The organism is Acidithiobacillus acidisediminis (genome assembly GCF_023277115.1).
In the GTDB taxonomy this organism is placed as follows: Bacteria; Pseudomonadota; Gammaproteobacteria; order Acidithiobacillales; family Acidithiobacillaceae; genus Igneacidithiobacillus; species Igneacidithiobacillus acidisediminis.
Window position 1 is genome coordinate 335,597 of sequence record NZ_JALQCS010000001.1, and the last position, 25,635, is coordinate 361,231.

General features: G+C 57.7%; 28 protein-coding genes, 1 tRNA gene and 1 pseudogene. 6 read left to right on the forward strand and 24 right to left on the reverse strand.

Going from position 1 to position 25,635, the window contains the following annotated elements:
- Positions 1-317: 317 nt before the first annotated feature.
- From M5D89_RS01755 to M5D89_RS01770, 4 genes are all read right to left on the reverse strand, one after another.
- The gene (locus tag M5D89_RS01755; RefSeq protein ID WP_248884016.1) at positions 318-1,019 is read right to left on the reverse strand and encodes a hypothetical protein; all 702 of its coding nucleotides are present in this window, start codon (positions 1,017-1,019) and stop codon (positions 318-320) included.
- Between the two features lie 28 nt (positions 1,020-1,047).
- Entirely contained in the window at positions 1,048-1,431 is a 384-nt protein-coding gene (locus M5D89_RS01760) for a DUF4168 domain-containing protein (protein WP_248884017.1), read from the reverse strand.
- Positions 1,432-1,937: 506 nt separating this feature from the next.
- Positions 1,938-2,153 carry a hypothetical protein gene (locus tag M5D89_RS01765; protein WP_248884018.1) on the reverse strand — a complete coding sequence of 72 codons (216 nt, stop codon included), beginning with the start codon at positions 2,151-2,153 and terminating at the stop codon, positions 1,938-1,940.
- Between the two features lie 807 nt (positions 2,154-2,960).
- Positions 2,961-3,037, reverse strand: a tRNA-Met gene (locus tag M5D89_RS01770).
- Positions 3,038-3,139: 102 nt separating this feature from the next.
- Here M5D89_RS01770 and M5D89_RS01775 point away from each other — a divergent pair.
- Positions 3,140-3,712, forward strand: a pseudogene (locus tag M5D89_RS01775) (helix-turn-helix domain-containing protein); the annotation flags it as partial.
- 371 nt (positions 3,713-4,083) lie between these two features.
- Here the strand turns inward: M5D89_RS01775 and M5D89_RS01780 are convergent.
- Together M5D89_RS01780 and M5D89_RS01785 are read right to left on the reverse strand one after the other, a co-directional pair.
- On the reverse strand, positions 4,084-4,581 hold the full coding sequence (locus tag M5D89_RS01780; RefSeq protein WP_248884020.1) for a DsrE family protein: 498 nt from the start codon (positions 4,579-4,581) through the stop codon (positions 4,084-4,086).
- 19 nt (positions 4,582-4,600) lie between these two features.
- Entirely contained in the window at positions 4,601-5,893 is a 1,293-nt protein-coding gene (locus M5D89_RS01785; protein WP_431307166.1) for a porin, read from the reverse strand.
- Between the two features lie 241 nt (positions 5,894-6,134).
- Between M5D89_RS01785 and M5D89_RS01790 the strand changes: the two genes are divergently transcribed.
- Positions 6,135-6,623 carry a DUF302 domain-containing protein gene (locus M5D89_RS01790; RefSeq protein ID WP_248884022.1) on the forward strand — a complete coding sequence of 163 codons (489 nt, stop codon included), beginning with the start codon at positions 6,135-6,137 and terminating at the stop codon, positions 6,621-6,623.
- Positions 6,624-6,891: 268 nt separating this feature from the next.
- On the opposite strand, the gene M5D89_RS01795 is transcribed toward M5D89_RS01790, so the two are convergent.
- Complete coding sequence (locus M5D89_RS01795; RefSeq protein ID WP_248884023.1) at positions 6,892-7,083, reverse strand: hypothetical protein; 192 nt, start codon at positions 7,081-7,083, stop codon at positions 6,892-6,894.
- 42 nt (positions 7,084-7,125) lie between these two features.
- Positions 7,126-7,302, reverse strand: a complete 177-nt coding sequence (locus M5D89_RS01800; protein WP_248884024.1) for a hypothetical protein — start codon at positions 7,300-7,302, stop codon at positions 7,126-7,128.
- A 425-nt stretch (positions 7,303-7,727) separates the two neighbouring features.
- Between M5D89_RS01800 and M5D89_RS14385 the strand changes: the two genes are divergently transcribed.
- Genes M5D89_RS14385 through M5D89_RS01810 form a run of 3 tightly spaced genes read left to right on the forward strand, consistent with a single transcriptional unit; the run spans position 7,728 to position 11,029 of the window.
- Positions 7,728-7,925, forward strand: a complete 198-nt coding sequence (locus M5D89_RS14385) for a CheR family methyltransferase (protein ID WP_431307167.1) — start codon at positions 7,728-7,730, stop codon at positions 7,923-7,925.
- Positions 7,926-7,938: 13 nt separating this feature from the next.
- Positions 7,939-8,322, forward strand: coding sequence for a chemotaxis protein CheB (locus tag M5D89_RS01805; protein WP_248884025.1), 384 nt, complete (start codon positions 7,939-7,941; stop codon positions 8,320-8,322).
- Positions 8,312-11,029: a putative bifunctional diguanylate cyclase/phosphodiesterase gene (locus tag M5D89_RS01810; protein ID WP_248884026.1), complete on the forward strand. Its 2,718-nt coding sequence runs from the start codon at positions 8,312-8,314 to the stop codon at positions 11,027-11,029. The genes M5D89_RS01805 and M5D89_RS01810 overlap by 11 nt, the downstream gene beginning before the upstream one ends.
- Here M5D89_RS01810 and M5D89_RS01815 read toward each other — a convergent pair.
- Genes M5D89_RS01815 through M5D89_RS01830 form a run of 4 tightly spaced genes read right to left on the reverse strand, consistent with a single transcriptional unit; the run spans position 10,999 to position 13,721 of the window.
- Positions 10,999-11,772, reverse strand: coding sequence for an ABC transporter permease (locus M5D89_RS01815; protein WP_248884027.1), 774 nt, complete (start codon positions 11,770-11,772; stop codon positions 10,999-11,001). The two genes, M5D89_RS01810 and M5D89_RS01815, sit on opposite strands and share 31 nt — an antisense overlap.
- On the reverse strand, positions 11,772-12,701 hold the full coding sequence (locus M5D89_RS01820; protein WP_248884028.1) for an ATP-binding cassette domain-containing protein: 930 nt from the start codon (positions 12,699-12,701) through the stop codon (positions 11,772-11,774). The genes M5D89_RS01815 and M5D89_RS01820 overlap by 1 nt, the downstream gene beginning before the upstream one ends.
- Positions 12,682-13,410, reverse strand: a complete 729-nt coding sequence (locus M5D89_RS01825) for an alpha/beta hydrolase (protein ID WP_248884029.1) — start codon at positions 13,408-13,410, stop codon at positions 12,682-12,684. The genes M5D89_RS01820 and M5D89_RS01825 overlap by 20 nt, the downstream gene beginning before the upstream one ends.
- Positions 13,410-13,721, reverse strand: coding sequence for a (2Fe-2S) ferredoxin domain-containing protein (locus M5D89_RS01830; protein ID WP_248884030.1), 312 nt, complete (start codon positions 13,719-13,721; stop codon positions 13,410-13,412). The genes M5D89_RS01825 and M5D89_RS01830 overlap by 1 nt, the downstream gene beginning before the upstream one ends.
- Positions 13,722-13,783: 62 nt before the next feature.
- Between M5D89_RS01830 and coq7 the strand changes: the two genes are divergently transcribed.
- Positions 13,784-14,413 carry a 2-polyprenyl-3-methyl-6-methoxy-1,4-benzoquinone monooxygenase gene (gene coq7, locus M5D89_RS01835; protein ID WP_248884031.1) on the forward strand — a complete coding sequence of 210 codons (630 nt, stop codon included), beginning with the start codon at positions 13,784-13,786 and terminating at the stop codon, positions 14,411-14,413.
- Here the strand turns inward: coq7 and M5D89_RS01840 are convergent.
- The 12 genes from M5D89_RS01840 to gap form a co-directional block, all read right to left on the reverse strand.
- Positions 14,410-14,898, reverse strand: coding sequence for an RrF2 family transcriptional regulator (locus tag M5D89_RS01840; RefSeq protein ID WP_248884032.1), 489 nt, complete (start codon positions 14,896-14,898; stop codon positions 14,410-14,412). The two genes, coq7 and M5D89_RS01840, sit on opposite strands and share 4 nt — an antisense overlap.
- Positions 14,899-15,324, reverse strand: a complete 426-nt coding sequence (locus M5D89_RS01845) for an OsmC family protein (RefSeq protein WP_248884033.1) — start codon at positions 15,322-15,324, stop codon at positions 14,899-14,901.
- Positions 15,325-15,388: 64 nt separating this feature from the next.
- Positions 15,389-16,180, reverse strand: a complete 792-nt coding sequence (gene trpC, locus M5D89_RS01850) for an indole-3-glycerol phosphate synthase TrpC (protein WP_248884034.1) — start codon at positions 16,178-16,180, stop codon at positions 15,389-15,391.
- Between the two features lies 1 nt (position 16,181).
- The gene (trpD, locus tag M5D89_RS01855; protein WP_248886419.1) at positions 16,182-17,192 is read right to left on the reverse strand and encodes an anthranilate phosphoribosyltransferase; all 1,011 of its coding nucleotides are present in this window, start codon (positions 17,190-17,192) and stop codon (positions 16,182-16,184) included.
- Between the two features lie 5 nt (positions 17,193-17,197).
- Positions 17,198-17,770, reverse strand: a complete 573-nt coding sequence (locus tag M5D89_RS01860; protein ID WP_248884035.1) for an anthranilate synthase component II — start codon at positions 17,768-17,770, stop codon at positions 17,198-17,200.
- Positions 17,771-17,774: 4 nt separating this feature from the next.
- Positions 17,775-19,274 (reverse strand): anthranilate synthase component I, encoded by a 1,500-nt coding sequence (gene trpE, locus M5D89_RS01865; protein ID WP_248884036.1) that lies wholly within the window; start codon positions 19,272-19,274, stop codon positions 17,775-17,777.
- Positions 19,275-19,400: 126 nt separating this feature from the next.
- The gene (locus M5D89_RS01870; RefSeq protein ID WP_248884037.1) at positions 19,401-20,072 is read right to left on the reverse strand and encodes a phosphoglycolate phosphatase; all 672 of its coding nucleotides are present in this window, start codon (positions 20,070-20,072) and stop codon (positions 19,401-19,403) included.
- Positions 20,073-20,089: 17 nt separating this feature from the next.
- Positions 20,090-20,752 carry a ribulose-phosphate 3-epimerase gene (rpe, locus tag M5D89_RS01875; RefSeq protein ID WP_248884038.1) on the reverse strand — a complete coding sequence of 221 codons (663 nt, stop codon included), beginning with the start codon at positions 20,750-20,752 and terminating at the stop codon, positions 20,090-20,092.
- 84 nt (positions 20,753-20,836) lie between these two features.
- Positions 20,837-21,907, reverse strand: a complete 1,071-nt coding sequence (gene fba, locus M5D89_RS01880) for a class II fructose-bisphosphate aldolase (protein WP_215871387.1) — start codon at positions 21,905-21,907, stop codon at positions 20,837-20,839.
- 35 nt (positions 21,908-21,942) lie between these two features.
- Positions 21,943-23,379, reverse strand: coding sequence for a pyruvate kinase (gene pyk / locus M5D89_RS01885; RefSeq protein WP_248884039.1), 1,437 nt, complete (start codon positions 23,377-23,379; stop codon positions 21,943-21,945).
- A 4-nt stretch (positions 23,380-23,383) separates the two neighbouring features.
- Positions 23,384-24,580: a phosphoglycerate kinase gene (locus M5D89_RS01890; protein ID WP_248884040.1), complete on the reverse strand. Its 1,197-nt coding sequence runs from the start codon at positions 24,578-24,580 to the stop codon at positions 23,384-23,386.
- A gap of 14 nt (positions 24,581-24,594) precedes the next feature.
- Positions 24,595-25,602 carry a type I glyceraldehyde-3-phosphate dehydrogenase gene (gene gap, locus M5D89_RS01895; protein WP_248884041.1) on the reverse strand — a complete coding sequence of 336 codons (1,008 nt, stop codon included), beginning with the start codon at positions 25,600-25,602 and terminating at the stop codon, positions 24,595-24,597.
- Positions 25,603-25,635: the final 33 nt, after the last annotated feature.

A 25,635-nucleotide genomic window follows, 5' to 3' on the forward strand; every position in this document is an offset into this window, starting at 1 on the left:
CCTTTACAAGAACGATGGCGCCATGCTGGGCAATGCCTGCTCAGAAGGGAAGAACGCCGGTCAGAGATCGCTTACCCTGCATTGAGGGCTGCGTGGGTTGGCCTTGTCCGGACTGCATGCCGGGAGAGGGAGACATAGCAGCAAATGCCATGCTACTCCCCAAAACAAATGCTACCGGTGCAACGCTGGCTGCGAGAACTCTGATTTTCATATTTCCAGATCTCCTAATATATCATATGGAAGTTTAGGTATATCATGACGTTTTTACTTACGTCAAAAACGTTTTGTGAATTTCTGTTTATCAGAGAAATGAAAGATCAGCTATTGGACGCAATATCGCTATGTTTTTCACATTGCTCAGGAAAGCGAAATTTCTGAAACAGCTCTGGTCCATCTCCCAAAAACCAGAGGAGCAGTTGATTTTCCCAATCGGCGATCCGCGCGGGCTGGATATCCACCCACGCTCCACTGTTGGGATCTCGCTGCTGACAGGGTACATCTGCGCGGATACGGACGCCTTGTTCCGCAACGTCGAAATAAAAAGCCGCACAACTGAGACACATCTTGTCTGTCTCGCTCAGCTGATCATACCGTTCCTGGGTCAGTCCGGTTGGATTGTAGATGGGAATACGGGAATGAATCTCGGGTAGTGGATCCTCCCAGGGAGGCGGGGCCGGGATCCTTCGTCCCTCGCAATCTACGGACTCGCCTGTGGCGGATAATGGATGCAGAAGATTGGCGGGCACATCCGGTAGCCCACTCTGTGCTGTGGTTTCCTCTTTGTCCAACCACCGGGATGACACCGGAGGAGTCGTTTGGGTTTCTGCACTCTCCGGGACGGACGGGTAGAGTTTGGGTGCGGCGATAGGCGTCAGATCGTAGTGGCCGCCTTCCAGTCTCTGTCGGGCGATCTCCACCACGAGTTCGATTCCAGCCTTCTTCCCCGCCTCAATCTTATCCGCCAGGCCTTCCACCAACATCGCCTGTTCATTGGTAATCGTTATTCTGAGCTCTTTCATCAGAAGATTCTCCCTGTTCATCGACTTGCTAACTAATATATTTTTTGACTCGCGCGGCGAAGCGTGGATCAATTTGCGTTTTGCGTATCAAGGACGCATAGCGCACCGGAGTCAGGTGGTTATGGAGAACCACACCCTTGATCTGGCCTTCGTATTGGGCGAGTTTATATCTCTTCTCCTGGTTGTTTAATTTGGGGTTTTTTGCCAATTCATGGGCCTTGATGTCTATGGGCTGTATCTCTTTGATCACAGAGACAAAGCGCACCAACTCTTGGTGGGATACCGGCTGTTTGGCCTCTCGTTGAATCATCGCGAGAGACCGACTGTAGGCTGGCGTTGCCGCGAGAGCGACAGCGGTGCTTACCGTAATCATCGCGACCATCAAAACGGTCTGCTTGAATATCGCCTTCATATGCCCTCCTTCATCACGCTCCGGATCGTTGGCAATGAATCGGCACTTGCTGCAGTCGGGAAACGCTGTCGCAAACAAGTGCCATTCCCATCAGCACCTCCTGGATGCAAAAAGTGAAGTATGTGGTGAACTCCCGCAGCGAACCGGCCAATATCTGCAACAGTTCGCCATGGCACTGACTAGTCCGGCCCGGCTTGGGAGGCTCCAGCCTGCCCGCCGGATTGACTACCGGACCCACCAGGCTGCGGCATACTTGGCTGACTACCAGGCTGGGAGGTACTGGACGGGCTCGATTGAGACATGCCTGGCGATTGTCCTACGTTGTGCCCTCCAGAGCAGCCTGCCAACGCCGCCGCAATCACCAACAGGGACGCCAGATGCACCATCCCTCGGTTTCGTTTGGTCATCCTATTCATGTGCTTTCCTTACAGACAGATTTACAGAGCGGCCCCGAATCCACTCTCCCACCCCACGGGCGAGGGTGATCCAGGGCCATCGCTCCGTGTTTACATTCCCGAAGCGCTTTTGTGCTTCTTGTGCATCGTCCCACCCGACTGCTGCTGCGCGCCGGGCTGACCACCTTGATGCTGCATCCCAGGTTGACCACCCTGTTGCGCGGCCGGCGGGGCATAGGCCGCAAAGGCATACCCCATGCTCATCACACTCACCACCAATCCCGTGGCAATACCCAAAGTTGCTTTTTTGCTAATACCTGCTTTCATTTACCCTCCAAATGAGAAGACGGTGAAAATCAAATACTGCAGATACACGCTAACAATAACTTCCGAGATAACGCAAGTCTTATTCTTGTATTTTTTATTACATTCTGTTTTTATACTAGGAGTAGATAATATACATTCATTAGCATAATGAAACAAAATACCTCTCTATTCTCCTCATTAGCAATGTGAAGGAATTACCATCAAAATCAGATTTCTGATTCTACATAAGGGAAAGATATCAAGCGGCTGCAACTCTCTTCCAGTGCTTTGCCATGGAGCGAATATCAATTGATAAGTCACCTATTATCAGAATGATATAAACCCCTTACCATTCGGAGACACCTGGAATGCGCAGCAGGAATAAGCTATCTGAGCGCTCCTGCGGAACCGTTTTGCGTCTACAACGCCATACCTATTGGTGATATCAATCTGGCACAGCGCATATATGGAGTTGCTCGAGGCAGTTGTCCTGCCGGAGTTGGGATCGCCAACCTGAGGGCAGGAGCGTTAAATGATCACTCGGTATCACCTCGTGATAGGAGAACAGCAATGGCCACATCGCTCAAGATTAGTGATGCGCTGAAAGGCCGCGTTCAACACCTTGCCAGTCAGCGCAGCCGCTCTCCCTGCTGGATCATCCCCGAAGCTATGCAGCAAAAATGTCGAGCGCGAGAAAGTCTGCGAGGGCTTCCAGCGGGAAAACTTGGCTTTCCAAACGACCTATCGGCAGACGGGGCAGCAGAAGGCTTGGAACGATGCCCATAATAAATAAAGGTCCCGGGATTTCTCCTGAGACCTTATTTTAATTGGTGGCGCTTCAGGGACTCGAACCCCGGACACGCGGATTATGATTCCGCTGCTCTAACCGACTGAGCTAAAGCGCCATGGGAGCGACATTTAAGCCTCTAAGCATAAGCCTGTCAATAGGATCTCCACCCCATGTTAGCCCCAAGCAGTAATATCCCCCTTTGCGTTGTGGGGGCGGCATGGGCGAGGAGTACATCACGATGAGCTATCGAGAGATGGATCGACTGGAGTTGCTGCAAGCTCTGATGGGTAAGCAGCTCCGGCAACGGGAGGTCGCCGAGCGGCTGAGTCTGAGCGTGCGCCAGGTCAAACGCGTTGTCGCACGGTATCGGGCCGAAGGTCTGTGGCTGGCGAAGCGGCGCAAGGCGGCCCGTATCCATCAACGACGGCCCCAACGCCCTTATCTCGGTGAACTGGTACAGATCGACGGCTCGCCCCACGACTGGTTCGAGGAGCGTGGTTCCCGCTGTACCCTCATCATCTTCATAGACGATGCTACTAGCCGCCTGATGGCTTTGCATTTCGTACCAGCCGAGACTACCCAAGCGTATATGGAGACCCTGCAAGCGTACCTGAAAGCGCATGGTCGCCCGGTAGCCCTGTACTCCGACAAGCACAGCATCTTTCGCGTCAATCACCCCGATCAGGAAGGGGTACCCACCCAGTTCACTCGCGCTCTGCAGACCTTGGATATCCAAGCCATCCACGCCAACAGCCCGCAAGCCAAGGGGCGGGTCGAACGGAGCCACCGGAAACCCGCGCCCGACCATCCCTGGCGACGATACCCGCGGTCAAAGCCTGCTCCCGTATCCACCCTCTGAACTCCCTCCAAGGGGACATTCCTGCTTTGGGTTGATACGCGCTGCGGCGTAGCACTCCCAAATGTTTTGGTGAGTCCACAGCCCAAGTGTGAAGAGTTTCCAAACGCAGATAGAACATGGTAGACGCCTAAAGTAGCGGGAGTAAGGCGCGTGTTACCATAGAATTGTTCGGGAGCCAAGTGTGTCCTCTGCGCCTCTTCATTTGCGCATCCCTTACATTTATCTGAATGAGAGGAGACATAGAAGGGAATATAAATAAATGGGCCAGGAGTCTGGCCCAGGAGGCTCGGAATAGTCAGAGATTACGGCTTTACATAGTTGAAACCATGGCTCTCTAACTGCATGATCCGCACGATTCCAGCAGGAACCACAACAGCTGATGGAACTAATATGGGCAGGTGGCCAATTTTCTTTTTCATCTCTTCCATCGTATTGTGACACGCATCAAACTCAACACCCTCAGCATTCATCGCAGCAATCTTTTGGGCTACAGGGCTATTTTTCAATTCCATCTTAAGGCCAGGACCAAACGCTACAACGACTATTTGAACTTTCTCCTGCCCAAAATAATTCAATATATTTTGGGCCGTATTCAGCGTTAGATTCCATCTGCCCGGACTATCCTGACTCACTTGCATTACCAACTTCCGTTGAGCAAACGGATGAGCGTGAAGGAATGCTGGTTGATTAAAGTGAAAATCATGAAGCATAGAGACATTTGCAAACGCCGTGCCCACGCTAAATATTCCCATTCCTAGAATAAACAATACTAAGAACGTGCTACGTAGATATTTTGTCATTCTGCTACTCCTATATTGATTAGAAAGAAATCATAGCCTGCATAGCAAACTCATTATCTACCGCCTTACTCACGATAGCTCCTGGACTGTTTGGCGCCACGTTGGGAGCCTCTATAGTCCTGAAGTAATAGCCTGCCATAATCTTGGTAATAGGCGTGATATGATACTGTAGTGCAAGCGCCCAGGTTTTGAATATTCTCTCACCACCTACCGCTGCAAGATTTGGAAGACGGTCGTAATAATCATATCGGAGATTCATCTCGATATTCTTGGTTAAAAACAAGCCACCTTCCACATAATATCCTGCGGCAGTGTTGCTGAGGTTTGGGTATAGTTGTGCCTGAGTTAGCGCTGGCGCTAGGCCCAATTGTTGGCTGAATGCCGCAGGCGCATCTATCCAGCCATTGCCCCGCATATACTCAAACTTGAGCTGGCGGCCCCATGGGTGCATATAGCCTTGCAGATATTGGAAACCAACTCCTTCCCGCTGCATCGTATAGCTGTGATGCATCAGGGTTGGCTGGGCGTTCTGATACCACACCCAAGCGGTAACATCACTTCGGAACGGTCCATGTCCAGAGAAGATATACGATCCCTGTAGGCGAGCAGCATAGAGTGGATGGCTAGATTGGTTTCCCGCTGACACACTTCCATACATTCCGACCATGGCACCATACGCTATTTGCCAATGGCCCCAGTTCTTCCAATCAAAAAGTTGCACGCCAGGATAGCGAAACGCATTTACACCCAAAGTTTGCGTACTACTTATCAGTGCTGAGCCGTCAGGCCCAGCCGGATAGGGTTGTCCTGGATTGGAGACGTAAAGCGGTTGCAACATGAGCTGGTTGATCACCGTCGGGAAAACCACATAGTTGTAACTCATATAGCCGTTCATGGCGTCTTCCGCGCTGGGGGCCCGGATTATTCCCACCTCGAGCCGAGCCCCAGGAATATAACTGAGGACGACGTGTCCGTCCTGTAGCTGCGGCTGGTATTGCCCTCGGATCATCGTGGCAGCATTATTGCCAAATTCTCCAGCAAAGAAGTATGAAACATGAGGATTTACCCATCCACGGATCATCAGCCTTGCCCGTTGAATAGTCCCTGTACTACTCTGGTCAAAGTTGGGGCCTACCAGATTTGTATGCGGTATCGCGTTAATGTAACGATGCAACTGGGGATTGTAGATGGATGCCTCTGTTCCTGCCATTGAGAATATTGATGGCTCAATAAATCCAGAAAATAACGAGACATTTTTTGGATTGAGGTCCTGCAGCTTAAACCAGTTAGCGGCGTCTACGCATTGGCTCATGCACACCAATACCGTAGCTGAGAGTCCACCGGCTACCAACTTTTTTATACTCATACTTTCGTTTCCCCTCGCCTGTCTTGTGTTAACATTGTAATCCGGCTACTATGCAACTTACGTACCATAGTAGAATAGGGAAACCGCTCCATGCTTTTGTCCCTTCTGGGACAGAAATATCCGTCCAATTGGACCAAACCTCGCTTTTTATTGTTGACTCAGTTTGTTAGAAAATAGGGAGATACTTATGAAGATTGTCAAGACATTTCTATCATCAGCAGCATTTCTGGCATTTGGTTGTGGTGCAGCCTTAGCTTCGGATTCCTCCTTTTATACTGAAACCATCCCTGCGCCAATGGCTACCGCTCAAAAGGAAGTCGTCAATGCTCTTTCTCGAGGACATTTTAAAGTCGTCATGAATTTAGACATCCTCAAACGAATTGAAGCTAAGCAGAAGGTGCTGCATATCCCAAACTTGAATCAAGGAGGCTATGCTGATGCCAGAGCAATAGTCTTCTGCAACCCTTTTTTGTTTAGTTCCCTACTGAACAGTGATTGGAAGGCATCTTCCGTTTGCCCTCTGAACCTTACCTTACTCAGCAAGGGAAGCAGCACTACCGTGATATTCCCTAAAAGGACGGCTTACACGCACTCGACTAAGGCGTCCTCGGTTGGGATGAAAATGGATAAGATGGTAATTGCCAGCCTGAAAGCGATCCCCGAAAGTCGCCCTTAACCCTGGAGGGCGACCAGAAAGCTCTTGGGATGTTTCGGGATCGCGGAACTAAAGCCTCTTCATCCCGGGCTTTCAATGCCTCCAATTCCGCCCCCAGGCGCTGCACTCGCTGTGTCAGCGCCGACTCTGCCGCTGATAGCCTGCGGGATCTCCAAGATACCGGGGGATAAAGCAACGATCCGATCTGGGTAAACCCGTCCCAGCGGCCCCGTAGCTATTGCTGGGCAAGGTACAGCAGTACGCTGTGCTGGAGATCCTCCGGCCAGTCTTAGGTATCCGCAACTTCCAGCAAGCGGGCCGTCAGAAGGGCACCCAGGTGCTCATCTGCAAAGTACAGGTGTAACTCCCGCAGATAACAGCCCTCGCTAACCTGATAGTCGTCAATACAACTGGCGGTGAGGGCACCACGAATTCGCTCAGCGCAGAAGCAAGGATGACTGGGGTAAGATGCCAATGCCATAGGTGCCCAAGTCCTGCACGATCAGCGGCAGGGCGATACCGGTCATGAAGATGACCAGCCCTCAAAGAACTTGCCGGCTACCGCCAGGGTCCAGATGCGCCCCTGCATTGCCGTCATCGGCGCACGCTGCAGGCGCGTGCCATCCAGCCAGACCGGCGCTTCATCGATATAATCTTGTATACTTTTCCCGTTGCCGGGATGGACCTGATTTTCCAGCATTCTCGTTTCCTCCCAATTCTGCCTTTTGATCTGGGTCTGTCGGAATGTTTCGCGCCCAAAATGCATTCCAGGCATCTTGCGCTTGCAGCGTAGCGCGCCAATGTGACCGTAATATGACAGTTTGCAGCGCCTGGCCGGACCATCGCACTGCATCAGATTCTGACAATTCAAGTTTTCCCTGGGACGTGCCGTAGTGCTCCGTAGACGACCTTATTACCAGGGCCTAATATGCAGGACTCCATCAGCAGCAATCTTCTTGCAACCGCCAGCAGCCTGCTGGCCCGCCAGGTATCCCTTGGCATCCAAATGGAGCATGCAGGTCTAGGCGCGGAGCAATGACGAAACCGGTCGCTTGATAGCCGGAATGCGCGACATGGTAAAGAATCTGACCCAGATCATCAGCGAAAGAACAATTCCAGCAAATCATTCTAAATAGTCCTCTGCCGGATGTGGGCAGTCTCGACAGGATCTGGTTACTCAATGTACTGATTTATTTTGACCTCGAGACCAAGGTGCAGATTTGTCAGCAGATTATGCAAAAGCTACGACCGGGGGGTATTTTCTCGTGGGGCACTCGGAAAGTTTACAGGGCTTGGTGCCTGGCCTGGAACTGGTACAAGTAGCAATCTATCGCAAATGATGACGGTCCCGCGGGAAATCTTTCTGCAACCGGGAGACTGGCATTTTCGCGGTCCCGATCTGGTGCTTTGCACACTGCTCGGCTCCTGTATCGCCATTATCCTTTGGCATCCCCAGCGCCGAATTGGCGGAATGTGTCGCTTTCTCCTACCGCATCGCGCTGCCGCCCAGAAAACAACACTCGAGGGTCGCTATGGCGAAGAGGCTGTCGCCGCCATGCATCAGGCCGGAGCGCGAACCTTGGCCCAGGATGAAGAAAGCTGCATTGTCTTTGGCATGCCTAAGGAAGCGATCCGCCTCGGAGCAGTGAATGAAGTACTCCCGCTCGCCAATATTCCGTCTCGCCTCGCCCAGCTTTCGGGACAGAGTCATGGCTCCTGACCAGCAGAATCCGCTCCCTGATGTCGATCCGCTGCACAAACGGAGTGTTTTACGTTACTTGGCCTGGGGCGTTCTGTTCCTCTTCCTGATCGGCGCGACTCTGCTCATCAGCACGCAGTGGCAGCGACAGTTGACGGAGCGAGTCAGCCAACGGCAGAACCTGGCAGCACAGGAGAGTCTGCAACGCATGAGTTATCTGCTCAGCATCATGCTGCAGATCCATGGCCGCAACCTGATTCCCTTTGTCGTTGCGGGCAAGGAGAATTGGCCAGCACAGTTGCCGGCGTACAGCGAAATTCATCCCTATGTGCAACAACTGCATTGCTCCAGCTTTCAGGCTCCCCAGCCTTTTTCGCTCTCTGGATGTCGCCCTGGCAAAGGCCTGCCCAGTCTGAGTTGCCGCCTCGGGATTCCCAAGGCCCGCGCCGATGGCGACTTACATATTCCGCTGCAGCTCCAGGACAAGGCCATGGGCCATTCCTGTTCTGCCATTCTGCGTTTCGACGGCCTGAGTAGCCGGCAAGGCATCCTCCTTTCCCTCTATGCCGGAGCAAAAGCGCTGGCAACTTGGCAAAATGGCTACTGGGGGCCAGCGGCGCCAGCACCGCAAGGTTGGCTCGTCAGTAGCCAGAAAGTGCAGGGAACCCCCCTGCAAATGCGGGTCTACTGGCAACACCAGCTGGATGCAGATGCCGAAGAGGTGCTTTGGCGCCAACGTTTGGGCACCGGCATCCTGCTGCTCTTAGAAACCATTCTTGCGGGTGTATCCCTGCTCTGGCTGATTCGCCATGACATGGACCGACGTTTTCGCTGGGTGCAGGAACAACTGCGCGCCCAGATGATTAGGGACACCGTACCGAAAGAACTGTTTCAGTCTCTGGTTGCACTCAGCGTGCATGTCTTGCGGGCGCATGGGGCCTATATTGCCGAACCCGATCCGCTGCGAAAATCCCTGCGCATTACGGCCAGTTGCGATGTGCGCCAGGAAGTCCGCGATAGCTTGCAGCAACTGCCCCTGAGCCTGGATGAAAGCCTCGCGCCCTGGGGTCAACTCTTTCCCACCCTGGCCTTCCATCGCCGGGCGCGGACCGACCGCCACAGCCCCCATGTCTCCGGAGCTTGGGCGCAGGTCTGCGGCGAATATCCGGCCCTGCGCGGCCTCCGAGAGGTCATTGTCTGGCCGGTATTGGCATCCAGCGATCAAGACCCCGTAGCGGTATTCAGCCTCGAGATTCGCCGTTGGCAAAGACGACTCTTCCATCGTCCGTTGATTGAGCGCTGGGATCAGATTCTGCACGATCTGCAACTGCACCTGCAGGCCCAGCAAAGACAAACGGAAAAACAGCAACTGCTGCACTTCGATGTCCTGACCGGCCTGGCCACGCGCAGGCATTTTCTCACCCTTGCCGAAGAACAATTGCAACGCAACGAACCCTGCTGGCTCGGGATTCTCGATCTCGATTATTTCAACGAAATGAATACCATCTATGGCGACCAGCAGACGGATCAATGCCTGGCCGCAATCGGCGCGCAGATCCAATCGACATTACCCAAGGAGGCCCTGCTGGGGCGCATTGGTGGCGATGAGTTCGCCATCTTGCTCTGCGAAACGAAGGGCGCACCGGCTACGGCCAGTCCACAGATCGCTGCCGCGATCAATGCGGCTGGCAGGAAGATGCTCGGCAGCAATCTCGGTTGCTCCCTGGGTTGGGCACATTTTCCCAGTGACGACAATGAGATTGGCAAACTATTCCACCATGCCAGCGAGGCCTTGGCGCAAGCCAAGATCAACGGCCGCAACGGCTGGCAACTCTATGCTGGTGCAGTGTGTGAGCGGGCACAACGGCGCCTGCATGTGCATCATCATTTCGCGGCGGCGCTGCAGAATGGCGAAATCCGCTTTTACCTGCAAGGGAAGGGAGATCTGGAAAGCCGGCAAATCACCGGCGTGGAATTGCTGGCGCGCTGGATCGATCAGGACCGGCACAAGCTCAGCCCGGGCAAGTTCATGCCCTATGTGGAAGAAAACCCGCGCCTCATTCGTCTGTTGGGGCGCCACGCCCTCCGCGAGGCCCAACGCCTGCGAGACAAGACCCTAGACCTTGGATTAGGACATTGGTCGATCTCGGTGAATATTGGTGCGCGACACTTTCTTGCCCCCGAATTTCTAAATGACCTACAGGAAGTCTGCCCCGACGGTCGCGGACTGGTATTGGAGCTGACGGAAACGGCGCAGGCGCTGGGTCGAGGCTCGGCGCGTCCCATCATGGAGCGCTGTCACGAGCTTGGATACCAGCTCTCCATGGATGACTTTGGTACCGGCTATTCCTCCTTGCTTTCCGTGGCCCGCCTGCCCTTCGACGAACTGAAGCTCGACCAAAGCTTCATTCGCCAGTTCCGCTCCGACATCGGTAGTTTCAGCATCGCTGGCGCGGCACGCCTTCTCAGTCAGTTGACTCATATTCGTTTACTCGCAGAAGGCATCGAAACACCAGGAGAACTGCGCTTGTGGCAACAATTAGGCGGGCGCTACATCCAGGGCTACATTCTAGCTCCCCCACTTCCAGAAAATGCGTTCTTCACTTGGCATGACCAGCTGATGCCCGCGCTTCTGCACACTAAGGCGCCGGTTCCACTACAAGATTTGGATTGGCTCTGGGAATTGATGCAGAACCATCAGGAAAGCAAGCGCCGCCGCAGCAAGTAGGCGGCGAGGAGGTACCCCAGCACGGCATAGGCCGAGAGCACCAGGACATGCAGCAGCACCTGCCCCGGCGTTTGGCCAGTGAGCAGTGGCCGCAACAGGGCCACGGCATGGGTCAGGGGCAAGATGGCGGCAATCTCCTGGGCGAAGGCGGGTAGGGTATGTAGGGGATAAAAGACGCCACAGAAGAGGAACATCGGCGTAACCGCCAGGGTAAAGTAATACATAAAAAAATCGTAACTGCGCGACAGGGCGGTAAAGAGCAAGGCGATGGCGCCAAAGCTGAACCCCGTCAAGAGGATGACCGGCAAGGCCAAGAGTACCTGCCAACGCCAGTCGATGGCGCTGAACAGGCTTGCCACCAGAATGATCGCCAAGGCACTGATGGCCCCCTTGACCGCGCACCAGAGGAGTTCCCCGGCGACGATATCGCCGATCTGCAGGGGTGTCGCCAAGATCGACAGGTAGGTATTCTGCACCGCCATGCGTGTGTAGGCGGAATAGAGCCCCTCAAAGGTGGCTGTATTCATCGCCGAGCTAGCGACAATACCCGAGGCAATGAAAGTGATATAGGGCATGCCCTGCATCTGGCCGACAAAGTGGCCAAGTCCATAGCCCAGGGCGAGCAGATAGAGCAGCGGATCGACAAAGTTCCCCAACAGGCTGGGCAAGAGCAGCTTGCGCCACACCAAGAGATTGCGGCGTAGCAAAGCAAACGCACCCCAACCCGGCAGGAGCCAATCCATCAGCCCTCCGCTTCTCGCAGTTCCCGCCCGGTGAGGCGAAGAAAGACATCCTCCAGCGTGGCAGGACGCTGGAGCAACTGATAATTCGGATCTGCAGCAAAATGCGCCCGCACGGGATCGAGATCGGGGTCGTAGAGCAAGAGCGTGTCACCCGCACGTTCCGCGGCGGCCACCCGTCCCTGGTGCCAGTTTTCTGGATCAGGGCGGGCACCATCCCGCCGGCGCAGCTCCAGAACCTCCCCGGGGATATGGGTTTGGATCAACTGCGCCGGGGAGTCCTCGGCGCAAATTCGGCCCTGTTCCAGAATGCCCACGCGATCGGCCAGGCGTTCCGCCTCGTCGAGGTAATGGGTGGTCAGCAACAGGGTAACCCCGGTGCGCTGCAATTCCCGCAGACGCTGCCAGAGCAGATGCCGCGCCTGCGGATCGAGGCCGGTGGTCGGTTCGTCCAGCAGGAGCAGCTGCGGCTGGTGGATCAGGGCACGCGCCACGGAGAGGCGTCGGCGCATCCCGCCCGAGAGGGCCTGGATGGGCCGGCGGGCAAAGTCCTCCAAGGCCATGAAGGCCAACAGATCCTTGCTCCGGCGCCGAATCTCTGCCGCTGGCAGACGAAAATAGCGCCCATAGATCCAGAGATTTTCCTCGACACTGAAATCCGGGTCGAGTTGATCGCTTTGCGGCACCACCCCAATGCGCCCATGCCCGGCGGCAGGCCAATCCGTCAGTGCGCGGCCATCGAGGCGGATGCTGCCGGCATCGATCGGGGTCAGGCGCTGGATACAGCGCACCGAGGTACTCTTGCCCGCGCCATTGGGACCAAGCAAGGCATAGCACTCACCCACACCAACGGCAAAGCTCAGGCCACGCAGGACCGGCTGGCCGTGATATCCTTTGACGACCTCGTCGAGTTCAAGCCGGAGAGAAGGCACGGCAGGGCTGAGCGTCGCGATTCTCGTCGCCCAACTGCGTCCGATAGGCGTCCAGCAGGGCATCTTGCAGCAAATTCAATTTGCCGTGAAAAAAATGGTCTGCCGGAAGTTCGATCCGTTCCGGTTGCCGCTCCAGGCCCTGTAGCCAAGCGCGCACCTCCTGTGCGGGGACCAGTTCGTCCTTCTCCCCCTGGACGACGGTCCAGGGACAGCTCGGCATGGGTGGAGAAGAAAAATCAAAGAGATTCACCGGCGGTGCCACCGTCAGCAAGCGCTCGACGCGACGGTCTCGGCTCGCCACCTGATAGGCGACGTAGGCGCCAAAGGAAAAGCCGGCAAGCCAGATGGGAAAACCGGGGCGCCGCCCCGCTACCCAGTCGAGAACCGCCAGACAGTCGTCCACCTCACCCCGTCCAGCATCATAGTGCCCGGCACTCTTGCCCACCCCGCGGAAATTGAAGCGCAGGGAGGGAATGCCGAGCAAATTGCAGGTGCGACTGAGATAGTGCACCACTTTGTTATTGAGGGTGCCACCGTAGAGTGGGTGCGGATGCAGAATCACCGCGACGATCCCGCGCGTCTCCCTTTCCGGGCAGGCGGTCAGGCCTTCCAGCATCCCCTCTGGGCCGGGGATCTCTACCGCTTCTCCGACACATTCGAGGGCCAGCTCCTGACCATCATAGAGATGACTGCGGTCGATCGGCAGCATCAGATGCGCAGCCGCTCCACCGGCTTGCCGTCACGCAGGTGCGACTCGACGATTTCTTTTACGTCTTCGGCATCGATGTAGGTGTACCAGACCGCATCGGGATAGACGACGGCTACCGGTCCTTCGCTGCAGCGGCCGAGACAACCGGCGCGATTGATCCGCACCTGTCCTTCCCCATGGATGCCCAGGGCCTTGGCGTGTTTTTTGGCCACATGAAAGACTTCTTCCGCCAATCCTGCATTGTTGCAGGCCTGCTCTCCGTTTTCTCGACGATTGAGACAGAGGAAGAGATGGCGTTGGTAAAAACTCATGTTTGACCCTCCGCAGACATGGCGCCATCATACCCTGAAAAGGCGCTTCAGGTCAGATAGCCATGGATTTTCTCGATCACGCAATTCTTTCCGTCGACAATGCCCTGCGCACCCTGAGTGGGCAGAGCCGCGGCAGTGGGCGTCCCAATCCCGCGGCAGAGGAGCCAGATTCGCTATTGCGCCCCTGGGCGCGACGCCGCGCTGGCCGCATGATGCGTGTCAACCATGCCGGCGAGGTCATGGCCCAGGCCCTCTACACCGGACAGGAAGCGGGCAGCAAGGATGCAGAGCTACGCGCCGCATTGCGGCGTGCCCGCAGCGAGGAGGAAGATCATCTACGCTGGTGCGAAGAGCGTCTACAGGAACTGCATAGCCGTCCCAGCCTGCTCGGCCCCTTCTGGTATGCCACTGCTTGGGGCATGGGCTTCGCGGCCGCGCGTCGTGGGCGAGGCAGCAATCTGGGCTTGGTGGTCGCGGTCGAGAACCTGGTCGAGGAACATCTCAAAGAGCATCTGCAAGACCTGCCCCTAGAGGACGAGCGCAGCCGGCGCATTCTCGAAAAAATGGAGAGCGATGAAGTGGGACATGCCGAAAAGGCCGAGGAGCTGGGCGCAGAACCCTTGCCACTACCACTGCGGCTGGCCATGCAAGGACTTTCGAAAGTGATGACTCGGGGTGCCCTGTGGATCTAGACGCTGGTCTTGACGCGCAAAACGTTGCCACCCGGAAGGTGAATGCGGTATTTGCCGGCCCGCACTGCGGCCGCCATGCTGCCAATGGTCTGCTGACTCAATAAGTCGATCACTTCGGCCTTGAGGGGCTTCCAAGCGTAGTGTACCGGGCAAGCGGTGGCGTCCTCGCACTTCTTCAGGCCGAGCACGCAACCTTGCCCCAAGGGTTTCCGCTCAACGATCTCCACCACATCCAGGATATTTTTGTCTTCCGCCCCCGGCGCCAGCACAAAGCCACCACCGCGCCCCTTGCGGGATTCGAGGATGCCGCTTTTGCTCAGATCCTGCAGGATTTTTGCCAGGTACTGGCGCGGCGGCACGCGCGGATCATCGGGATCCTTGAGATATTCCCAGATCTCGCCGCTGAGCACGAGCTGGCCGGGCGGCTGCGTCGCCAGATAGATCAGGGCCTGCAGGGCATATTCGCTGGTCTTGCTGAGAAGCATTCAGTCCACCGTCGTAATGGTATAGTCGTGGGTGATTTGCGCCGTTTTGCCGAGCATGATGCTCACCGAGCAATATTTTTCAGCAGAGAGCTGGATGGCATGCGCGACCCGACGCGGATCGAGGTTTTTGCCTTCCAGAAAAAATTGCAGATGAATTTCGGTAAAAACTTTCGGATCCTCCGCTGCCCGCTCCGCCTGGATCTCTACCCGACAGGAGCGAACATCCTGCCGCGATTTCTGCAGGATCATCACCACATCGATGCTGGAACACCCCCCCAGCCCCATGAGGATCATCTCCATGGGTCGTGCACCCAGATTATGGCCACCGATATCCGGCGCGGCATCCATCACGAGGGCATGTCCACTATCAGCGTGGGCGAGAAAGGCCATCCCTCCGGGCCCGGTCCATTCTACCTTCGCTTGCATTGTATTCTCCATCGCCTAGCGCAGCGTATGGACTGATTACACACCTGCCCAACGCAATATGCAATCACGCAGCAAAAAGCTCTTGCAAAGCAAGACCCGGGCGCGGCGCGCGCATCAAACCCTCCCCCACCAAAAAAGCATGGATCCCTGCCGTGCGCAGGGTCTGCACATCGGCGGGCCGACGGATGCCACTTTCACTGATCATTAGGCGCTCGGCTGGCACCTGCGGCAAGAGCTCAATGCTGCGCTGGATATCGGTATCAAAACGGCGCAGATCGCGGTTGTTGATCCCAATCAGCGGGGTGCGCAGGCGCAGGGCGCGCTCTAGTTCCGCGGCGTCGTGGGATTCGACTAGGACGCTCATGCCGAGCTCCAGGGCACAGGCCTCCAGTTCAGCCATCTGGGCATCGCTAAGGGCGGCGACGATCAGCAAGATGGCATCGGCGCCAATGGCGCGTGCCTCCCAGACTTGATAGGGATCGAGAATGAAATCCTTGCGCAACACCGGGAGCGAGCAGGCGGCTCGTGCCGCCGTCAGGTAGCTGTCACTGCCCTGAAAAAAGGCCTCATCGGTCAGCACGGACAGGCAAACCGCGCCGTGGGTGCTGTAGTCGCGGGCGATCTCGACCGGGTTGAAATCGGCGCGAATCACCCCCGCCGAGGGTGAGGCCTTTTTGATTTCCGCGATGACGGCCGCCTGGCCAACGGCCACCCGCTCCTGCAGGGCTTGGGCAAAATCGCGCACGGGGGCAGCAAAACGTGCCGCCGATTGCAGTTCACTGAAGGCCAGCCGCTTTTGACGTTCCACCAGTTCACGCCGTTTTTCGGCCAGAATCTTTTGCAGGATGTCTTCCATCTCAGACCTCTTGGGCGCAGCGCAACAAGGATTCCCACTTGGCCCAGACAGCACCGCTTTCCATCACTTCGCGCGCCAGCAGGACACCATCAGCAAGTTCAGCAACCACATCCGCAGCGAAGAGGGCGGCACCGGCGTTGAGGAGCACAATATCCCGGCGCGGGCCCGGTTCATTCTGCAAAACCCGCAGGAAGACTGCGGCCGCCTCGGTGACATCCGCAATCTGCAGGGTCGCCAAAGGCGCAGACTGGAGACCAAAATCTTCTGGTCGTAGGCGATACCGATGGACCTCGCCCCCGCGCAGCTCAGCCACCTCGGTCGGACCAGAGAGACTGATCTCATCCAAGCCATCATGACCATGGACCACCAGGACATGACGCCCTCCCAGTTCCCGCGCCGCCTCGGCCAGGGGGGTCAACCAAGTCTCACTGTAGACGCCGAGTACCTGATGTGGTGCCCCCGCAGGGTTACTCAATGGCCCCATCAGGTTGAACAGAGAGCGAATCCCGAGCTCCTTGCGCGGACCGACGGCATGGCGCATGGCGCCATGATGCGCCGGGGCAAAAAGAAAACCGATACCGACCCGATCGATACAGGCCGCCACTTGTTCCGGCCGCAAATCGAGTTTCAGACCCAGCGCTTCCAGAACATCGGCGCTGCCACTACGACCTGAAACGGCGCGGTTGCCATGCTTCGCCACCCGCGCGCCCGCTGCTGCCGCCACCAGGGCCGCCGCGGTGGAGATATTGAAAGTACCGCAGGCATCACCGCCCGTGCCACAGGTATCCACCAGTCGATCGACGTCTACCTCCACCCGGGTCATGAAAGCGCGCAAGGCGCGCGTGGCACCTACCAGTTCCTCCACCCGCTGCCCCTTCATGCGCAGGCCCATGAGCAGGGCACCCAATTGCGCTGGGGTCCACTCCCCGCGCATGACGGCGGAGAAAATCGCCTCGCTCTCGCGCGCCGAAAGGTCCTGTCCGGCAATAATCCCCTCGAGAATTTCGCGAATGGCTTTCAACGGTCTGCTCCTCGGAGAAAATTGCCCAAAATGTCCTTGCCATGTTCGCTCAGGATGGATTCGGGATGAAATTGCACCCCCTCCACCGCCAGCTCTCGGTGACGCAGGCCCATGATCTCGCCGTCGGCCGTCCACGCCGTGACCTCCAGACAATCGGGCAGGGTAGCGCGGGCCACGATCAAGGAGTGATAACGGGTTGCGGTGAACGGATCGGGCAGGCCCGCAAAAACCCCCTGACCCCGATGATGAATGGGCGAGGTCTTGCCATGCATCACCTCGCGCGCCCGTACCACTTGACCACCAAAGGCCTGACCGATGGCCTGGTGGCCCAGGCAGACACCAAGGATAGGGATCTTACCGGCAAAGTGGCGGATGACATCGAGGGAGATTCCCGCCTCGTTGGGGGTACACGGCCCGGGCGAGATGCAGATGCGCTCCGGCGCCAAGGCCTCGATCTCGGCAAGATTCAGGGCATCATTGCGCTCTACCCGCAGCTCGGCACCCAGTTCGCCGAAATATTGCACCAGGTTATAGGTAAAGCTGTCGTAGTTGTCGATCATCAGCAGCATTGGCTTATCTCCCCTCGGGGTCGAGGCCATTTTCGGCCATATCAACGGCACGGAACATGGCGCGACGCTTGTTCAGGGTCTCCTCCCATTCTGCCGCTGGCTGGGAATCGGCGACAATGCCACCGCCAGCCTGGATGTGCAGCTGCCCGTCCTGCACAACGGCGGTACGAATGGCGATGCAGGTATCCATATTGCCATTCCAGCCCCAGTACCCTACTGCCCCGGCATAGACCCCCCGGGCAACGGGTTCCAATTCGCGAATGATTTCCATGGCGCGGATCTTGGGCGCACCCGATACCGTTCCTGCTGGAAAGGTCGCGCGCAGGGCATCCATGGCATCAAGCCCAGGGCGCAGGCGTCCCGTTACCTGGGAAACGATATGCATGACATGGGAGTAGCGTTCGATAGCAAAGGAGTCGGTGAGACAAACGCTACCCGTGGCAGCGATCCGCCCGACATCATTGCGCGCCAGATCGATGAGCATGAGGTGCTCAGCCCGCTCCTTGGGATCCGCAAGCAACTCCTCCTCCAGAGCCAAGTCCTCCGCCGGCGTTTTGCCGCGTGGGCGCGTCCCGGCAATGGGGCGCACGGTGACTTCCTCTTCCTCGACGCGCACCAGAATCTCCGGCGAGGAGCCCACCAACTGGGTGCGGCCCAGATCCACATAGAACAAATACGGGGAGGGATTGATGCGGCGCAAGGCCCGATAGAGATCCAGGGGCGGCGCGGCAAAAGGAATCGACAGGCGCTGCGAGGGCACCACCTGCATCACGTCACCCGCGGCAATGTATTCGCGAATTCTTTCCACCGCCGCCATATAGCTTGCGCGGCTGAAACTTGCCTGGAACTCCTCCTCCTGGACCGCCGCCCCGCGCGGGGCCACGCTGTCCCGCGCGGGCAGGGGGCCCCGCAGTCGCTCTTCTAATTCCGTCAAGCGCTCGCGCCCCGCCGCATAGGCGTCAGGGCGCCGAGGGTCGATCTGCAGCAACAGACGCAGGGTACCCCGCAGGTTGTCGAAGAGTAGGATCTCATCGGCAACGAGCAACTGGATTTCGGGCAGATCCAAAGGATCCGGCAAGGGCGGGGTGCGCGCCAAACGCGGCTCGATATAGCGGACAATATCGTAACCGAAATAGCCCACCAAGCCGCCGCTGAAGCGATCCGCCAATCCATCTACGGGCGCCGCCTGAAAGCGCTGCCGGAATTCGCTCACCCAGGCGAGGGGATCGCTGGTTTCGCAGGCCTCCTGGAGCACGCCGTCGACAAAACGCTGGATGCGCTGGCCACGGATTTCAATCCGTTCGCGAGCGGGTAGGCCGATGATGGAGTAGCGGCCCCACTTTTCCCCGCCCTGGACGGACTCGAAGAGATAGGCATAAGGCCCATCCACCACCTTCAAAAAGGCGGAAAGCGGGGTATCGAGATCGGCGGGGATCTCGCGAATCAGGGGAATACGATTGTAGCCCTCACGGGCAAGGGACTGAAAACGCTCAGCACTCAGCACGGGTCACCTCGAAAATTGGCAATAGCAATCATGAACGCACTGCAATCAGCAGCTACGCCATCGCCAAGTTTTCGCTTTCCACCCGAACTGCTTCATCTATCGCGTCATTCCCGTAGGAGATCCTCTTTACTGTAACAAGGGTAAGAGTTCGCGCAGTGTATCGATAACCGCATCCGCTGCCAAGTCGGCGAGGGGCATGTCGCCACGATATCCGTAACTGACACAGACCACCGGCATTCCGGCGGCCCGTGCAGCCTGGGTATCATTGATCGAGTCGCCCACTAGAACCCCTTCTTCCGGGCTCAGCTCGAAGTGCTTGGCGGCATGGGTCAAGGGTAGAGGATCGGGTTTTTTGCGCGGTAAACTGTCACCGGAAAGCACCAGCGCAAAATAGTCGCGCAGCCCCAGACGCTCCAAGAGCGGTTCGGTAAACTGTCCCGCCTTGTTGGTGATACAGACCAGCTTGCGGCCCTGCGCGCGCAGCTCTTCCAAGGCCGTCTTCACCCCTGGATAGACCACGCTCTGCTCGGTCAGATGCGCGCCATAGTAGGCGGAAAAGATGGGCATCGCGGCATCCAGCTCTGCCTCCGATGGCTCAGCCTCGATAGCGAGAGCACGGCGCATCAGTTCGCGCACCCCGTTACCGATAAAACCACGAATGACGGGCATGGGCGCTGGCTGTCGCCCTATGCTTTGCAGCACATGATTGGCCGCGCCAGCAAGATCCGGAGCGGTGTCGATCAGCGTACCATCAAGATCGATGAGCACCATACGGGCGGAAAAGCGAGATTCTTGCACCGTCTTCTTCTCCCGATTCAGCCGGCCAAGGCAGCGCGGAAGGCGGCTATGGTGGCGTGGTAGTCCGAAGTGTTGTAGATGGCGCTGCCAGCCACAAACACGTCCGCACCCGCGTCCGCCACCTGGCGCACATTGTTGACCTTGATTCCACCGTCGACTTCGAGTTCGATGGCCTTGCCCGTGGCATCGATGCGTTTCCGGATGGCCTCGATCTTGCGCAAGCTGTAATCAATGAAACTTTGCCCACCGAAACCTGGATTGACACTCATCACCAGCACTAGATCAATATTTTCCAGGACATAATCCAGCACCTCGAGGGGGGTTGCCGGGTTCAGCGAGACGCCGGCCTTGCAGCCGAGACTGTGAATGAGCTGAATGGTGCGATCGAGGTGAATGGTGCCCTCGGGGTGTACGGTGATGATGTTCGCTCCCGCCTTGGCAAATTCCGGGATGATGGCATCTACGGGCGAAATCATCAGATGGACATCGAGGGGTTTCTGGGTATGCGGCTTGATCGCAGCAGCTACCAGGGGCCCGATGGTAAGGTTGGGGACGAAGTGATTGTCCATCACGTCGACATGAATGTAGTCCGCACCAGCCTCATCGACAGCACGCACTTCTTCACCCAGACGAGCAAAGTCGGCAGACAGAATAGAGGGAGAAATCTTGTATTGCGTCATGGAATAAGCTCCTGTACAGACGATTGGAGCGCCCGCAGGCGCCCCAATTCACGTATTATCCGTCCGTGCTAGCGGACACCGAACTCAAACGCCCTTCACCCGCGGGTCGAGGTCGCCTGCCTTGTACTTCTTGACCATGGTATCCATCGGAATGGCCTTGATCTTGCTGGCCTGCCCTGCGGAACCAAAGGCCTCGTAGCGCGCCTTGCAGATATCGCGCATGGCATCAAGGGATGCGGTCAGGAACTTCCGTGGATCGAAGTTCTTCGGGTTCTTGTACAGGCTCTGCCGGACGGCACCGGTTGCGGCAAGACGCAGATCGGTATCGATATTGACCTTGCGCACCCCGTACTTGATGCCTTCCTGAATTTCTTCCACCGGCACACCATAGGTTTCACCGATGTCGCCGCCAAACTCGTGGATGATCTTCAGCCAGTCCTGCGGCACCGAGCTGGAACCGTGCATGACCAGATGGGTATCGGGGATCCGCTCGTGGATTTCCTTGACGCGGTCGATGCGCAGAATCTTGCCGGTTGGCGGCTGGGTGAACTTGTACGCACCATGACTGGTGCCAATGGCAATGGCCAGGGCATCAAGCTTGGTCGACTTGACAAACTGGGCGGCCTCCTCGGGGTCGGTCAGGAGCTGGTCGTGGCTCAGGCAGCCTTCCGCACCCACGCCATCCTCCTCGCCAGCCATGCCGGTTTCCAGCGAGCCCAGACAGCCCAACTCACCCTCGACGGTTACGCCAACGGCGTGTGCCATTTCCACCACCTTGGCGGTAACGGCGACGTTGTAGTCGTAGCTAGCCGGAGTCTTGGCGTCTTCCAGCAGGGATCCATCCATCATCACGCTGGTGAAACCAGAGCGGATGGCCTGGATACAGACTGCGGGGCTCGCGCCATGGTCTTGGTGCAGGACAACGGGAATGTCTGGGTACTCCTCAACAGCAGCGAGGATGAGGTGGCGCAGAAAGGGCTCACCGGCATATTTCCTTGCGCCCGCAGAGGCCTGCAGAATCACCGGCGCGTCAACGGCGGCAGCCGCCTCCATGATCGCGCGCACCTGCTCCAGATTGTTGACGTTGAAGGCGGGAATGCCATACCCGTGCTCGGCGGCGTGATCGAGCAATTGCCGCATGGATACCATTGCCATAGCTGTTTACCTCGTTGACAGGAAAAAATGTCTCTTTACACCTGACCGGCGGCGCCCACGCGCACCAGTTTCAGGGTGTTGGTTCCCCCCGGCGCACCAATGGGCTCGCCGATGGTGATCAAAATCAAGTCGCCGTCCCGGACCACGCCCCGGCGTCGCAACTCGTCTTCTGCCGCACGCATGACCTGCAACGGGTCGTCATGTCGGCTCTGCGGAAAGTTTACGGGATGAACACCACGATACAAGGTCACCTTGCGTCGCGTGTAGACCTGAGGGGTGAGGGCGTAGATCGGCACCCGGGAGTCAGCGCGGGAAAGCCAGAGGGCGGTCGAACCACTCTCGGTGAAGGCCGCAATAGCCGCAATGGGGGCGCGCTGTGTCGCGAGGATCGCGGCAGCGGCAATCGTCTCGTCCACGCGCTCCAGCGCCCGATCAAAAATCGGCTCATCGACATCACAAGGCATCTGCCGTTCGACTTCCAGACAGGTACGGGCCATGGCCGCCACGGCTTCGACGGGATATTGACCGGAGGCAGTCTCGGCAGAGAGCATGACGGCATCCGTACCATCCAGCACCGCGTTGGCGACGTCGGAGACCTCGGCACGCGTCGGGATAGGCTGATGAATCATCGATTCCATCATCTGTGTTGCTGTGATGGTGATGCGGTGATAACGATGCGCCATGGCGATGATGCGTTTCTGTACTGGGGGCACGGCGGCATCGCCAATCTCCACCCCCAGGTCCCCGCGCGCCACCATTACCGCCTCGGAGGCCTGCAAGATTTCCTCGATCGCTTCCACGGCTTCTGCACGCTCGATCTTCGCTACCAGAGCGCCGTGCCCACCGGCCTCGCGAAAGAGTCGCCGCGCCTCGTCCATGTCGGCACCACTACGCGGGAACGATACGGCTAGGTAATCGGCCTCCAGTTGCGCCGCAGTAATGATGTCCTGGCGATCCTTATCAGTCAGGGCCGGGGCGGTGAGCCCCCCACCAGCACGGTTGATCCCCTTGTTGTTGGAGAGTTCCCCCCCCTGCACCACGCGGGTATGAATCTCGTTCCCCTGTACCTGGTCGACCCAGAGCACGATCATCCCATCGTTGAGTAGCAGGGTGGCACCGCGCTCTACATCCTTCACCAGTTGCGGGTAGGTAACCCCAACCCGGGTCTGATCACCCAGCTCACAGTGGATATCGAGGATGAAAGGGTCGCCTTCACGCAGCTGGATCTTTCCTTCGGCAAACTTGCCGATGCGGATCTTCGGCCCTTGCAGATCGGCCAAGATCCCGATCGCCCGGCTATGGGCTCGCGCACGCTCGCGCACCAGCTCCGCCGCGCGCAGGTGCTGCTCTGCCGTGCCGTGGGAAAAATTGAGACGCACCACATCCAAGCCCGCCTCAATGAGCCGATCGATAATCTCGGCAGAGCTACTGGCGGGCCCTAAGGTCGCAACGATCTTGGTGCGGCGAATCATGGATCTACCCCCGGGCTCGGGCCGCAAGAATTTCAAACGCGGGCAATGTCTTCCCCTCCAGAACCTCGAGGAAGGCGCCACCCCCAGTGGAGATGTAGCCGACCCGATCGGCAATGCCATACTTGGCAATGGCCGCGAGAGTGTCGCCGCCGCCAGCGATGGAGAACCCAGCACTACTGGCGATCGCTTCGGCGATGGCCTTGGTACCGTGGGCAAAGGCATCGAACTCGAAGACTCCGACCGGGCCATTCCAGACAATGGTGCCCGCCGCCCGCAACTTGTCCGCCAATTCGGCGGCTGTCTTCGGGCCGATGTCGAGGATCATGTCGTCGTCACTCACTTCGCTCGCCGATTTCACGGTAGCCTTGGCATCGGCGGCAAAGCGGTCCGCAACGACCACATCGACGGGGATCGGTACCTCGGCGCCGCGCGCCTTCATTTTTTCGATCACCTTCTTCGCCTCATCAACCAGATCCGCCTCTGCGAGGCTCTTGCCAATGGGCATACCACAAGCGAGCAGGAAGGTATTGGCAATGCCACCGCCGACGATCAATCCGTCCACCTTGTCCGCCAGACTCTGCAGAATGGTGAGCTTGGTCGACACCTTGGAACCGGCAACAATGGCAATCAAGGGACGTTTGGGATTGGCCAGCGCGCGGTTGATGGCGTCGATCTCCGCCGCCAACAGTGGGCCCGCACAGGCGATGGGCGCGTACTGGGCGATGCCGTAGGTACTCGCTTCCGCACGATGCGCGGTGCCGAAGGCGTCATGCACAAAAATGTCACAGAGCTTGGCATATTTCCGCGCCAAGGTCTCGTCGTTTTTCTTCTCCCCCTTGTTCAGGCGGCAATTTTCCAGCATGACGACTTCGCCAGGATGCAGTTCAAAGCCTCCATCGACCCAGTTCTGCTGCAAGCGCACAGGTTTGCCCAGCAGCTCGCCCATGCGCTTGGCCACTGGGGCGAGGGAGTCCTGCGGACGGTACTCTCCCTCCGTCGGCCGTCCAAGGTGGGAGGTGATCATCACCGCCGCACCGGCATCGAGAGCCATCTGCACTGCTGGGGCAGAGGCCCGTACCCGGGTGTCCTCGGTGATTTCCCCCGCATCATTGAGAGGAACATTCAGATCGGCGCGGATGAAGACGCGCTTGCCGCGCGCCTCCCCCCGCTGGCAGATATCAGCAAAGGTCAGGATCTGCATCTCGCTTTCCCCGTTCAGTGACTGGCGACGTGCTTGACGAAGCGCAGCATGTTGCAGGTATAGCCATATTCATTATCGTACCAGGACACCACCTTGACGAAGGTCGGGTCAAGCTGGATGCCGGCCTTGGCATCAAATACCGATGGTGCGGAAAAACCGCGGAAATCTGTCGAAACCACGGCCTCCTCGGTATAGCCAAGCACCCCTTTGAGGGAACCTTCGCTGGCCGCCTTCATCGCCTGGCAAATCTCTTCATAGCTCGTTTCCTTGTTCAACTCAGCGGTGAGGTCTACCACCGAGACGTCGGAGGTGGGCACCCGGAAAGACATTCCGGTGAGCTTCTTGTTCAACTCTGGGATCACCTTGCCCACCGCCTTGGCAGCGCCAGTGGAGGAAGGGATGATATTTTCCAGGATACCGCGACCACCACGCCAATCCTTGTGGGAGGGGCCGTCCACGGTCTTTTGCGTCGCAGTTGCCGCATGCACCGTGCTCATCAAGCCGCGCTTGATCCCAAAACTATCATGCAAGACCTTCGCCACCGGCGCCAGGCAGTTGGTGGTGCAGGATGCCGCCGAGACGATTTGCTCGCCGGCATATTTGGCGTGATTGACGCCATAGACGAACATCGGCGTGTCGTCCTTCGAGGGGGCGGACTGCACCACCTTCTTGGCGCCCGCGTCGACGTGTTTTTGGCAGGTCTCGGTGGTCAGGAAAAAGCCGGTGGACTCGATCACGATATCCACGCCGACATCACCCCAGCGGAGATTGGCCGGGTCCTTCTCCGCCGTGAGGCGAATGGTCTTGCCGTTGACCACCAGACTGTTGCCCTCCACCTGCACCGTGCCGGGGAAACGGCCGTGCACTGAGTCATACTGCAGCATGTAGGCGAGGTAGGCAGGTTCGAGCAAGTCGTTGATGGCAACAACCTCCAGACCCTGAAATTCAGTCTCTTTGGCAATGGCGCGAAAGGCCATGCGTCCAATGCGGCCAAAGCCGTTGATACCCACGCGAATGGTCATGACATACTCCTCAGATCTTTTGAATAGAAAGCT

Coding starts and splice junctions, on each gene's coding strand:
- M5D89_RS01830 (WP_248884030.1), bottom strand. CDS start 13,721: ATGAGTTTTTACCAACGCCATCTCTTCCTCTGTCTCAATCGTCGAGAA.
- pyk (WP_248884039.1), bottom strand. CDS start 23,379: ATGATTCGCCGCACCAAGATCGTTGCGACCTTAGGGCCCGCCAGTAGC.
- M5D89_RS01760 (WP_248884017.1), bottom strand. CDS start 1,431: ATGAAGGCGATATTCAAGCAGACCGTTTTGATGGTCGCGATGATTACG.
- M5D89_RS01840 (WP_248884032.1), bottom strand. CDS start 14,898: ATGCTTCTCAGCAAGACCAGCGAATATGCCCTGCAGGCCCTGATCTAT.
- M5D89_RS01805 (WP_248884025.1), top strand. CDS start 7,939: ATGATGACGGTCCCGCGGGAAATCTTTCTGCAACCGGGAGACTGGCAT.
- fba (WP_215871387.1), bottom strand. CDS start 21,907: ATGGCAATGGTATCCATGCGGCAATTGCTCGATCACGCCGCCGAGCAC.
- M5D89_RS01790 (WP_248884022.1), top strand. CDS start 6,135: ATGAAGATTGTCAAGACATTTCTATCATCAGCAGCATTTCTGGCATTT.
- M5D89_RS01795 (WP_248884023.1), bottom strand. CDS start 7,083: ATGGCATTGGCATCTTACCCCAGTCATCCTTGCTTCTGCGCTGAGCGA.
- M5D89_RS01845 (WP_248884033.1), bottom strand. CDS start 15,324: ATGCAAGCGAAGGTAGAATGGACCGGGCCCGGAGGGATGGCCTTTCTC.
- M5D89_RS01810 (WP_248884026.1), top strand. CDS start 8,312: ATGGCTCCTGACCAGCAGAATCCGCTCCCTGATGTCGATCCGCTGCAC.
- M5D89_RS01785 (WP_431307166.1), bottom strand. CDS start 5,893: ATGAGCCAATGCGTAGACGCCGCTAACTGGTTTAAGCTGCAGGACCTC.
- M5D89_RS01755 (WP_248884016.1), bottom strand. CDS start 1,019: ATGAAAGAGCTCAGAATAACGATTACCAATGAACAGGCGATGTTGGTG.
- coq7 (WP_248884031.1), top strand. CDS start 13,784: ATGGATTTTCTCGATCACGCAATTCTTTCCGTCGACAATGCCCTGCGC.
- M5D89_RS01815 (WP_248884027.1), bottom strand. CDS start 11,772: ATGGATTGGCTCCTGCCGGGTTGGGGTGCGTTTGCTTTGCTACGCCGC.
- gap (WP_248884041.1), bottom strand. CDS start 25,602: ATGACCATTCGCGTGGGTATCAACGGCTTTGGCCGCATTGGACGCATG.
- M5D89_RS01800 (WP_248884024.1), bottom strand. CDS start 7,302: ATGCTGGAAAATCAGGTCCATCCCGGCAACGGGAAAAGTATACAAGAT.
- rpe (WP_248884038.1), bottom strand. CDS start 20,752: ATGACGCAATACAAGATTTCTCCCTCTATTCTGTCTGCCGACTTTGCT.
- M5D89_RS01860 (WP_248884035.1), bottom strand. CDS start 17,770: ATGCTGCTGATGATCGACAACTACGACAGCTTTACCTATAACCTGGTG.
- trpC (WP_248884034.1), bottom strand. CDS start 16,180: ATGGAAGACATCCTGCAAAAGATTCTGGCCGAAAAACGGCGTGAACTG.
- M5D89_RS01890 (WP_248884040.1), bottom strand. CDS start 24,580: ATGCAGATCCTGACCTTTGCTGATATCTGCCAGCGGGGGGAGGCGCGC.
- M5D89_RS01780 (WP_248884020.1), bottom strand. CDS start 4,581: ATGACAAAATATCTACGTAGCACGTTCTTAGTATTGTTTATTCTAGGA.
- M5D89_RS01825 (WP_248884029.1), bottom strand. CDS start 13,410: ATGCTGCCGATCGACCGCAGTCATCTCTATGATGGTCAGGAGCTGGCC.
- M5D89_RS01765 (WP_248884018.1), bottom strand. CDS start 2,153: ATGAAAGCAGGTATTAGCAAAAAAGCAACTTTGGGTATTGCCACGGGA.